The sequence below is a fragment of the Streptomyces sp. GL_141 genome (assembly GCF_057834385.1).
The window spans coordinates 8,809,826-8,820,708 of sequence record NZ_CM174402.1 but is presented as its reverse complement, the minus strand read 5'-3'; the positions used below and the strand labels follow the sequence as shown (position 1 = coordinate 8,820,708).

General features: G+C 68.0%; 10 protein-coding genes. 8 read left to right on the top strand and 2 right to left on the bottom strand.

Annotated features, from left to right (window positions below; translation table 11 throughout):
• Positions 1-265: 265 nt before the first annotated feature.
• Positions 266-463 carry a serine protease inhibitor gene (locus AC3IX6_RS39225; protein ID WP_489368071.1) on the bottom strand — a complete coding sequence of 66 codons (198 nt, stop codon included), beginning with the start codon at positions 461-463 and terminating at the stop codon, positions 266-268.
• Positions 464-1,546: 1,083 nt separating this feature from the next.
• The gene (locus AC3IX6_RS39220; RefSeq protein WP_254386560.1) at positions 1,547-1,966 is read right to left on the bottom strand and encodes a hypothetical protein; all 420 of its coding nucleotides are present in this window, start codon (positions 1,964-1,966) and stop codon (positions 1,547-1,549) included.
• A gap of 837 nt (positions 1,967-2,803) precedes the next feature.
• Between AC3IX6_RS39220 and AC3IX6_RS39215 the strand changes: the two genes are divergently transcribed.
• From AC3IX6_RS39215 to AC3IX6_RS39180, 8 genes are all read left to right on the top strand, one after another.
• On the top strand, positions 2,804-3,697 hold the full coding sequence (locus AC3IX6_RS39215) for a hypothetical protein (RefSeq protein WP_254386559.1): 894 nt from the start codon (positions 2,804-2,806) through the stop codon (positions 3,695-3,697).
• An 84-nt stretch (positions 3,698-3,781) separates the two neighbouring features.
• Positions 3,782-4,741: a hypothetical protein gene (locus AC3IX6_RS39210; RefSeq protein ID WP_489368070.1), complete on the top strand. Its 960-nt coding sequence runs from the start codon at positions 3,782-3,784 to the stop codon at positions 4,739-4,741.
• Entirely contained in the window at positions 4,738-5,778 is a 1,041-nt protein-coding gene (locus tag AC3IX6_RS39205) for an ImmA/IrrE family metallo-endopeptidase (protein WP_489368069.1), read from the top strand. The genes AC3IX6_RS39210 and AC3IX6_RS39205 overlap by 4 nt, the downstream gene beginning before the upstream one ends.
• Positions 5,779-5,926: 148 nt before the next feature.
• On the top strand, positions 5,927-6,949 hold the full coding sequence (locus tag AC3IX6_RS39200) for a hypothetical protein (RefSeq protein ID WP_489368068.1): 1,023 nt from the start codon (positions 5,927-5,929) through the stop codon (positions 6,947-6,949).
• Complete coding sequence (locus AC3IX6_RS39195) at positions 6,946-7,380, top strand: type II CBASS E2 protein (protein ID WP_254386555.1); 435 nt, start codon at positions 6,946-6,948, stop codon at positions 7,378-7,380. The genes AC3IX6_RS39200 and AC3IX6_RS39195 overlap by 4 nt, the downstream gene beginning before the upstream one ends.
• Before the next feature lie 32 nt (positions 7,381-7,412).
• Positions 7,413-8,090 carry a hypothetical protein gene (locus tag AC3IX6_RS39190; protein WP_489368067.1) on the top strand — a complete coding sequence of 226 codons (678 nt, stop codon included), beginning with the start codon at positions 7,413-7,415 and terminating at the stop codon, positions 8,088-8,090.
• 422 nt (positions 8,091-8,512) lie between these two features.
• Complete coding sequence (locus AC3IX6_RS39185; protein ID WP_374684052.1) at positions 8,513-10,051, top strand: Mu transposase C-terminal domain-containing protein; 1,539 nt, start codon at positions 8,513-8,515, stop codon at positions 10,049-10,051.
• Positions 10,048-10,821: an AAA family ATPase gene (locus AC3IX6_RS39180; RefSeq protein ID WP_254386552.1), complete on the top strand. Its 774-nt coding sequence runs from the start codon at positions 10,048-10,050 to the stop codon at positions 10,819-10,821. The genes AC3IX6_RS39185 and AC3IX6_RS39180 overlap by 4 nt, the downstream gene beginning before the upstream one ends.
• Positions 10,822-10,883 lie beyond the last annotated feature (62 nt).

The window sequence follows — 10,883 nt, the reverse complement described above, 5'->3', positions numbered from 1 at the left end:
TCTGCGCTTCGCTCCGAGCCATGGCCGGCCTTCGGCCGGGGGCCTTCGCTTCGCTCCGGAATGGCTCTGGTTCCGCTGCGCTCCACCAGAGCGGGGCCTGCTCCGCAGGCTCCAGAGCTCCCACGCTACGCGCGGGAGGTGACCCCGTTTCACGGGGCCCGGGCTTACGGCCCGTTGGGCGGGTCCGCTCCCCCACCCCAGAGCCCTTCTGGCTCCGCCTCCAGGGCCCCAGGCCTGCTCCGCAGGCCCAAGCTGGCAGCAAAGACTATCCACGCCTGGGCTCCCGGACCACCTTGCCGTCCGTCACGAAGAGCCTCACCCGCTGCTCATTGAAGTCCATCGTCACCATGCTGCCCTCAGGCACCACATGGACCGCAATCTCCGGGAACTCCGCCCCGATCTGCTGGCGGGCCTCCTCCGCCGGCTTCCCCATCAGCTCCGGCCACACGCTCTTCGTCTCCATCAGCCCCTCCAGGGTGATGATCGCTCCAGTCCCGCCTCGACGCCACCAGGTCTACCGCTGGCCCCGTCCCGCTCCGCCCGGGAGGTGACACCGTTTGACGGGGTACGGGCCTCCGCCTTCGATCCCGTGCCACGATCTCGCTAGCTGACTCCCTGCGCGTTCAGACTGCCTGTCAGATACCGCATCGAATCCGGAGCACACCCGACCAGCACCACAGCATCACCGTCGCGGCACTCGGCCACCTGCCAGCCGTACTTCACCAACCGTGAATCCGTACGGCCTCTCGACCGGACCCGAACCAACTCCAACCGCGCTGCGGGAAGTGCGCTTCGGTGAAGGTCCCTGAACTCCGTCGGCGTGACATGAAGCGTAGAACCCGTAGCCCAGAGGAAAACCAACGCCTCATCCTGGCAGTACGGGCGGTCACCAAGGACGCAGGCAACGAAACCCACCTCCGCCCCTTCCCCGAAACTCCGAGCCTTCCTCCTGGCCTGGCGCTTCTCATGACCCCACGTCAGCAGACCGCCAAAAACGAGCTCCAGCAAGAAACCCATCACGCGCCACCCCCGTCGGACTCAGCCCTCCAGCTGCAATCCAAACAGGCGCAACCAAAGACCACACTCCTCCCCAAGGAGGAGCTCACAGGGTCCCGTAGGGTGTCCCCGCTTCGCTCCTACCCTCAGTCCTTCCGGCTCCGCCTCCAGGACAACAGCCCGCTCCGCGGGCTGGCAGCAGGGGCCGTGAGGGCTGCTGTGTGCCGATCCAGGAGCCTGACTGCCATGTCGTGGTTGTAGGAGCTCGCCAACTCTCGCGGAGTCTCACCATCAGGTGTTGCGGTGGGGTCGGCCCCGTAGGCGAGCAAGATCGCAGTGAGCGAAGAGTCGAGCGGCCCGCCGGACTGGAGTGCCCCGTCCCCTTCCACATCAATCGCGTGGAGCAGGAGGGTCATCCCGCAGCAGACCTCTTCCGGGTCCCCACCCGCGTCAAGGAGGCGGGCCAGCTCCGCATGGTCACCCGACTCCACCGCCTGATGTGCGGGAGTCCACGGGTTCTCAAGAAACTCGGTCATCACAGACTCCCGGCTCAAGGCGCGAAGTACCAGCAGTACAGGGGCTGGCCCAGATCTCCTGCGGTACGAGCCAGATCGGCCACCTCTGTGAGGATCTCAACCGCCACCTCTGCTGGCGCCCCGTCCTTCGCCTCGGCAAGCTCGACCCACTCGGCCGCAACCTCAACAAGCCGGCTCCTACTCGCCGCCGCCAGCGCCGAACACAGTCTCCCGGGGAGCTCGAACACCATGAAACCGTCATTCCTCATCGGCACCACAACACGCGGGTCCGATGCCACACCCCCGACGAGGAGAACCTCCCAGTCCTCCACCGCATCATCGGGAAAGAAATCCGCACACCCGAACGCCGGAAACCCATGACCACGACGCCTCGGCCCCACGCCAGCGACCGCCCCATCATCCGGAGCCACAAAGAACTCAACAACACGCAGCATGACCCGATCATGCCAGCCTCAAGAGTTTGATTCATTCTGAAGCCTGGATCGAGTCTGGAGAACAGGCCCCCATCCGAATCTCAGAAGCCTTCGTCGCATGTCGAAGACCGATGAATCTGCGCAGTTGAGGATCCGCAGCGCCCTGTCCGGCTGGAACGTCACTCGCGCAGTCCGTAGTCCGGCGGCAGCCACCCCTTCTTCCTCCTCGCGATGGTCTTGCGGGTGTGGGGAGGTGGGTACGGGAAGAGCCGCATCAGGTCGGGTTCACTCATCGCCCAGGCCAGTCCGTAGTGGACGGTGCACGCCGGCCAAATGGTCTTGTGCTGCTGCTTCCGGCGCGGCGCTGTGCAGGCTCTCCGCTTACGTGGCGCAGGTCTGGGTGGTTGGGGTGGGCGGAGCTTTCGGCGAAGGTGGTCGGGAACGGCAGGCCGGTGCTGCCCAGCGGGTCGGTGAAGAGTGGACCGCTGGTGCCGGTGGCGATGTCCCAGAGGCGGCGGGCCGCAAGCAGCAATGGACGGGCCCACAACGGGACCTGATGGGTCATGCAGCCTTGGCTAAGCCCGTTGTCGTGGAGCGTGATGGCGGAGGCACCCGGGCCCAGATCGTGGATGTGGACGGTGCGCAGCTGGGTGCAGGACGCAGTGGTGAACACCGCGGTCGCCACCTCAGCGGGTGTGCGGACGCGGTGCGAGCTGGAATGGGCAAGTTCCTGTGCCGGAAGGGCTCCTTGGCGTACGGTTCGCCCATCGAGGGGAGGTACCGGCTATTTCCGTATTCGACGAACTGCACGAACTCGGGTGTTTCGGCCCCGCGTGTCTGACTCTGACAGGGACGCTGGTGCGGCAGGAAGTGCAGCGCTTTCCCGTTCTAGCTCCGCTGGCCGGCTGGCAGCAGGCCGATGAGGAGGATCTGCTGAGTGAGTTCCTGGCAGATCGCCTCCAGGCGGTCACCGCCAATCTCCTGGCTCTGGCCACCGACGATGGCAGTGTCGGACGATTGCTGCGGACGTCGATCCGGCGCTGGTTGATCGACCAGGCACGCAAGACTGCGCTCGGTTCGGTCAGGCGCTCGCTGGAAGAGGTGCTGACGGACTGCAGTGCCTTCGAGGTGGTGCCGCCTGGCGAGGCGGGGGCCGGTAGGTGGCGCTTGTCCGGCACCACGGTGCAGCCCTGGTCCGGTCCCCCCGACCTGCTCGTCGAAGCCGCGTACGCCGTGCCGAACATCAAGATTCCGAAGTGGACCAGTGAAACGCGTCGTGCCCCTCTCGCTGACAGGAAGTCGCTGGAAGCTGTGATCCGTGCGGTTTTGTCAACCGCCACCGGATCGATGGAGGTCGCGCAGTTCGTCGAGGTGTTCATCGCTCGCTTTCCTGTGGCGCTGGATCCGAGAGTCCTCCCGCTCCCCGACGATGCGGGATCGCAGATCACCGTCAGTACGCACGCCTCCCCGGAGGAGATCGTGCTTGCTCGCGACGACGAGGCCGGTGCGGCGTCTGCCGCGGCACAGATCGTGGCCATGCTCAGCCCTCAGGAGCGGGGCATGGTCACTTATCTGGAGAGCCTGAGCGAGCTCCAGGCGTTGTTGGGCTGCGGCCGGACCCAGGCCTATCAGCACAGAACACGTCTGAAGGAGAAACTGCAGCAGCTCGTCGGGAACGGAGACGGAGACCAAGTACGTTCGGTGGGGTCGGAGGTGATCCGGCTGTGCAGCGAAGCGGCGCAGGCACGATGAGTGGAGCCTGGGCCGGACGTCCTGGCCGGTATGACGTCAGTCGAGGGTGGAGGCCTGCTCAGTCGATGGATGCGGGAGGACACCATGAGTGACTCGAAAGTGCCGCAGCGGTTCCTGGACCTGGCCCAGCAGATGCGTGGGCCGCGTGCTCTGTCGGAGGCAGGGCTGAGAGAGCGCTTCGGTGATCCGGCTCAGGCGGAGATCAAGGCTGGTCAGGTGTGGCGGGCACGCTGGGACAAGGTCAGCGTGCTTGTGCTGATCCTGGATGTGCAGGCCCGTGAGGTGAACGCCGTCCCTGTCACGATCGACCCGCCCGGTGAGGATGAGACCAGCGTGGTGGTCGACGGGGCACGTACCGCGTTCGGCGTCGAGGCCACCGTGTGGGCAGGGCTGCTCTCCTGTGTCCCCATGCGCGTGCTGGAGCGCGTGGTCGATGCCTGGGACGAGGACATCGTGGGGTGTGCGGCGGCTCGGGCTCAGGGCCGGTCGGCGCCGGCCGCGGCAGGGGTACGCCAGGGACAGATGATCCGTTCTGCCCTGGAACCCGACGCCGAGACGCGAGCCGGCCTCGCTGATGATCTGGAGCATCTGCAACATGCTCCCGGTCTTCCGGTTCAGGAGAGCGGACGGCCTCCCGAGACCTTGGCGTCGCTGCTCGGCGACCGGTTGGACTTGAAGACGCTGTGCTCTGCCTTGGAGATGCCGCAGCCCGAGGTCATGAAACTGCTTCGCGGCAAGGCCCCGCTGCCTGCCGACCGGATCGGTGCCATCGCCTCGGCAACCGGGCTGAGCGCAGAGCAGATCGCCCAGACGGTCCGCCCCCTGCCCGCCGACCTCGTCCAGGCCATGGAGCACCCGCGGTGGCGCTCGGTATGGGTACGCCGCGCCCGGCAACTGGAGATCAGCGAAGCCCAGGCACGTCTTTGGGGCAGCTACGGCGCCTTCGCCCTGGCAGCTCGCGAAACAGGCGGTGGCGCGGCCGACTGGGACGCCCGTCTACAGCAGTTCCTCGGCGGCGAAGACAGTACAAAGGGCGGCACATGACACGGCGCCGGTTCGACCAGGAGGCTCCGCGCCAGGCGGAGGCGATGATCTCGGCTCTTGAGCGACTGCACCCCGGCGCCATTGAAGCGCTGCGCGCTGATCCGCTGACCGAGCTGGGCCGCTGGACGGACGTCCAAGTGTCGCTGGAGGCCGCGTCGGACGACGGTGGCCGGTGCTCGGTCGCCGGCAGCTACCGGTCGCAGACCGATCCCCCCACGCTGGTGGTCGGGGCGGCCCGATCACATCGGCGCCGTGGATTCACTGGCCTGCACGAGCTGGGCCACCATCTCCAGCAGACCGACCCCGAGCTGGGGCAGCTCCTGTTCGACTGGGAGGACTCCGAAGCGTTCGAGGAAGCCGCATGTGACGCCTTCGCCGCGCGCATCCTCGTGCCGGATGCGCAGATTGGCGCGGACGTACGCCGCCGCGGGCCCTGCGCCGACGATGTGGTCGCCATGTTCCGCGCCTCTCGGGCCTCACGCGAAGCGTGCTGTGTGCGTGCGGCGCAGTACCTGGCCGGTGGGGGCGCGGTCGTCCTGTTCGACGCCGCGGGCCATGTGCTGTTCGCTGCGGCTCACGGCATGATTCCGCCGGCCCGTGGCTCCGACCAGTCGGGTACCCCGCTCCTGGCTGCGGCCTTGGGGACCCGCGCCACGGTGGAGCGCGACAAGACGTTCGTGCTCTACCGGTCCGGCCATCAGAGCGATCTGCTGTACGGGCAGGCGGCCTGGTGTGACGAGGACTATCTGATCGCGGTGCTCGCCGAGGACAACGTGGCCTGGCGTGCCTTCACAGCGCCGCGACCACGGACCGGGAGCTCCCGGTTCGGTTCCTGGTGGGAGTGCGAGACGTGCGGGGAGTCGTTCAAGATCACCGAGCAGGGATGTGCAGAGTGCGGGGACCCTTCATGCGGGCAGGGGCACTGTGGCTGCACGGCCGCCAGGAGGCGGAGCGACCGTGCCTGCAAGGAGTGCTTCATGGTCCTGGCCCTGTCCCGGTTCGAGGGTGCGAACACAATCTGCCGCGACTGTTCCTGACCTGATCTCAGAGAGGGAGAGGGCAGCCCGGACGATCTCGACGGTGTGACGTCAGAGGAGGGTGAGCCGCCGAGTGACGGCTCCGCCCGGGGAACGTCCCGGGCGATGTGCGGCGCTCAGCGCCCCTCACCTGAACGGACACATCTTCATGGGATACACCGAGGACATCCTCAACGACATCCGCAGCCAGATCGATGCCCACCCTGAGCCGCTGGCGCAGGCACGTACGCGGCTGGACCTGGTCAGCGCGAGCGCGATCGGCTTCACGGGCGCCCGGCGGACCTACCGCAGTGGTTCGCTGCCCCAGCACACCTTCATCCACCCGGTCGGCGACGGTGACGGCGGAGTCGTCCTGGACCGGCGCGTGTATCCGCAGCTCGGGCCGGACGGGGGCGGCGAGACGCCGACCGCGATCACCACCGAGCTGTGCGCGCTGCTCGGCCCCGCGGTGCGCAAGGTGTACCCGAAGGCCCGCTGCGGCACCTCCAAGCGCGGCCCGAAAATCACCTTCCGGGAGCCGGTCGACGGCCAGGACCCGACGGTGGACCTGGTCGTGGCCCTCACCCGGAAGGAGGGGGGTGGGCTGTGGATCCCGAACCTGGAGACCGACCGGTGGGAGGCGTCCGACCCGGAGGGGCACGTCGAGCTCTTCACCGGCGGGACGCAGTCCCAGCGCCGTACCCGCCGCAGGGTGGTGCGCCTGCTGAAGGCGTGGAACAAGCAGTACTCCCAGCCGGGCTTCTCCTCGCACAACCTGACGGTCTGGGCGTGGGAGTTCATCGAGCCGGGGATGGGCGTGGCGAAGGCGCTGAGCGCGGTGCTGAACAGGGCTGCGGCCCGGGTGGAGGCCGGGACGGCGACCAAGGACCCGCTGGGGGTCTCGCCGAACGTGAAGCTGCTGGTGGGACGCGAGACTGCGGCCCGGCGGCTGCGCGGGGCCGCGGACGGCGTGGCCGAGGCTCTGGCGGTCGACGACGACCGCGAGGCGGTGCTGTCGGCACTGTCGGGGGTGTTCTACCGGTACGTGCAGGCCCCGGTGTCCGACAGCTTCGCGGGCAAGATCGCGGCGCTGCGGCAGTACGCCCCTGTCACGACGGTGGCGCTGGGGCTGCGCGGGCCGGCGGCCGATGTACGGCCCACCCGGGCCTACGGCGCCGGGCATCACGCGTGAGACGCCGTCCTGCCTGGCGTGCGCCGGCCTGGTTCGCCAGGCCGGCGGCCCGCATCGCCTTCCAGCGCCGCCTGGCCGCCTGCGGCCAGGCGGTCAGGGTCATCCCGCCTCCGCGCCGCTTCCGCGGTGGCTTCGCCCTGGCCGTCCAGCTGCGGGTCGCGGACGTCGTCGAGCAGACGGTCTCGATCGTTTTCGGCCCAGCGGCCCCCGACGTGCCGCACGTGTACACCGATGGGCCGTCCAAGTCGCCTCACCGCTATTCCGATGGCGCTCTGTGCATGTGGTACCCGTACGATGCGCCTGAGCAGCGCTGGATCCGCAAGGACGGGCCGGAGGCCTTGTTGGGGCATGTGGTGGCCCATCTACTGCGTGAACAATGGTGGCGCGGCACGGGCGAGTGGCCCGGCCAGGAAGCTCCCCACGGCACGTGAACGGCGTGCCCGGTATCGGCTTGGAGGTCGTCATGACGTCCGTGCAGACGGCACTTGCGCCGCCGACTCCCTCAGGATCGGCGACCGCAGCGGTGCCTTCCGCGCCACCTGCGGCCCCTTCCCTGCCAGTTCCGGTGGTGTCGACGGCCACCGTGGTTCCTTCAGCTCCCCCCGCGGCACCTGCCGCGGCTGATGCCACCTCGGTGTTGCCGGCCGTGGTGTCCGGGGCGTTCCTCGCCGCCATGCTCACGGCGGCCATCAACATATGGCTGACACGGCGAAAGAGCCGGGAGGAGGAGATCAGCAGGCTCAGGACCGCCTTCGCCGAGGCCTTCGCCGCCCACGGCGCCTACAAGGAGATGCCTTACGCAATCAGGCGGCGCCGGTTCGACGCCGCAGCCGAGGAACGCGTGCGGCTGTCGGAGACGTTGCGGGAGATCCAGGGCAACCTCTCCTACCACCTTGCGTGGACGAAGATCGAGTCCGAAGTAGTGGGCGCTGCTTACGCGGAGCTCGTCCAGGAGCTGCGTAAGACGGCCGGAGCGGCCATGCGCGCAGCGTGGGAAGTGTCTCCCATCGAGAGCGACACGGCCATGAACATCCCGCCGGCGCAGATCGACCTCAGCACGCTGCAGACGTTGGAGACCGCCTACATCGCTGCCGTCCGGGAACACCTGCGCGCGCTCAGAAGATCTTGGTGGTCCCGGTAGAAGCGCCAGAGCGCTTATCGCAGGCACTGGGAGAGAGCGATTCGGGCCGAATACGCATCCGTTCACAGAAGGCGGCGAGCACCGGACCGGGATGCGGATCACGAAACAGAACCAGGGCCAAAGACCGCTCGACCAAGCGCAGCTCACCGAGCCAGGCATGAACAGGACCCGCTGATAGGGGCCCAGTCGAGCGCCGAGCCAGGCCTTCGGATCCGGAGACCGCTGCAGCGACAACCGGGCGACACGCTGCAAGAGGAAAGGCATTATTCCAGGGCGAACACCTGGATCTTCCTGTTATCGGCATATAGGGGTTGTTGGAGTCCTCGGTCTGGGATGACGGTGTAGTGCGTGACGAGGAAGCGAAGGAGGCCCGAGAGGCAAGAGGCGGGGTGTTCTCGCCAGCCTTGGGGCGAGCCGCGGCGGTGCCGCGGTTGTTGGAGTTGGACGGGCGGGGTGAGCTGACGGCCGAGCACGTGCGTTTGGTGGCGGTGTCGGTGGGGCGCAGTGAGCGGACGGTGTGGCGGTGGCTGTCGGCGGCCCGCAGTGAGGGCCGGGCGGAGCGCAAAGCAGTGGCGCAGTTCGTGGTGACGGCGGAGGTCCGGCGTCTGCTGGCCTTCTACGGCGGGAACGCTTCGCGTCTGCACGAGGAGTTGGCGCGGCGGGCCGCGGAGGGGCAGGGTCCCGGGTCGGTTCCGTCTTTGTCGACGCTGCACCGTGCACTGCGGCGGGATCTGACCCGTGGGGAGCGTGCCGGGCTCCGGTCGGGTGAAGTGGCCAGGCGCGCCCACGACGTGTTCGGCAAGCGGCCGCCGTCCCATCGCAACGCGGCATGGGAGGGCGATCACAAGCACCTGGCCGTCGAGGTGGACCTGGAAGGAGAACTGGTCACTCCGTGGGTGACCTGGTTCATCGACTGCGCACACAATGTGATCACCGGGGCTTCCGTTACCGCGCATGCTCCCAGCAGGGACGGTGTACTCGCGGCGCTGCGTGTTGCTCTGGTCCGTGACGAGGCGGTGTTCGGCCCGGTGGGCGGACTGCCGGGGCAGGTGCGGATCGACCGGGGCAAGGAGTTCCTGTGTGAGGCGGTGACCGGTGCGCTGGGGACGTTCGCGGTGCCGGTGGTGGATCTTCCGGCCTGGACGCCGTATCTGAAGGGCAGCATCGAGGCGCTCAACGACTCTGTCGAGAAGATGTTCCTGGTCACCCTTCCCCGCTACCGGCACCGTCAGCGCCTGCCGGGTGGCCGGCTGGCAGACCCGGACGCCCCGGCGTTGCCATTCGACGCGTTCATCACCAAGCTGCTCGAGTGGGTGCACTGGTGGAACACCGCCCACCTCTCCCCCGCCCTGGGAGGCCGCACTCCCCTGCAGTCATGGCAGGCCGACCCCACCCCGATCACCGACGTACCCAGGGAAGCGCTGATCGGCTTCGGGCTGGAAGGCGACGGCCGCATCCGGATGATCTCGACCAGCGGCGTTCGGTTTCGGCGCCGCGACTACATCGCCGACTGGATGGTCGGCTGCGCGGGCGACCCGGTCACCGTGCGCCGGCTGCCGCACCACGACGAAGAGATCGAAGTGTTCGACCCGGCCAGCGGACGCCACCTGGGCAGGGCCTTCCTCGCCGATACCGCCGACGTCGAGCAGTTCGCAGCCGTCCAGTCCGCCCGCACCAGTGCGGCCCGCCGCCTTCGGGCCGATCTCAAGGCCGCCGAGAAGCTACGCCGTAAGCGGTTCGAGGCCGTCACCACCGCCAAGGTCCCCAAACAGCTGAACACGCTCACCGCCGAAGAAGCCGACGCGGAACTACGAGCCGCCGACCAGCGTGGACTGCGCGAACTGGCCCGCCCCGACTACATCCCCCACGCCCCAGTACCCGACACCTGGGCCCGCCCCGTTCCCCCGCCCCCGAGGAAAGCCGCATCAGCCAACGATCACAAGGAGACAGACCCGCCATGATCGACCTCGACTACGGTGTGCTGCCACCCGAGACCGCCGACCATTTCCTGGCCCTGCCCGACGCGCAACTCGTCGGCACCGAAGCCCTCCTGACCACCCGGGACAACATCGAGACCGTCATCGAGGCCAAAGCCATGATGTGCGTGTACGGGCCCGCCGGATCCGGGAAGACCATGTCCGTCAACTCCGCCCTACGGCTCCTGGCCCCCGACCGCACCCACCGCCTGGAACTACGGGCCGGCCCCACCCCCCGCGACATCCGCCACGGACTGTTCAACGCACTCGGCCTGCCGGGGGAACCTCCCATCCGGCCCATCGAGTTCGACAACCTCCTCAAAGACGCCCTCTCCGAGGAGTTCCGCATCCTGGTCTGCGACGAGGCGCAGTGGATGAAGAAGAACTCGTTCGAGTACTGGCGACACCTGTGGGACGACAAACGCACTGATATCGCGGTGATCTTCGCTGGCGGCGACGGCTGCTACAAAGTCCTGCGGCGCGAACCGATGCTCGCCTCCCGCATCCATGTCTGGCAGGAGTTCAGCCGCCTCTCCCGCGCCGAAGTCCTCCAGACCATCCCCGTCTTCCACCCCGTCTGGGCCACCACCACACCCGCACTGATCGAGACCGTCGACAAGCAGGCCGCCCACGGCAGCTTCCGCAACTGGGCCTGCATCACCGCCCACGTCATCAACGGAATGCGGAAGAAGAACCTGACCGAGGTCGACGAACCCCTCATCCACTGGGTCTACAGCAAAATCGGCGGCATGTAGTGCCTGGCGCCGGTCCCGCGGCCACCCCTCTACCGGCTCGGGCACCGCCCGTCACCATCGTC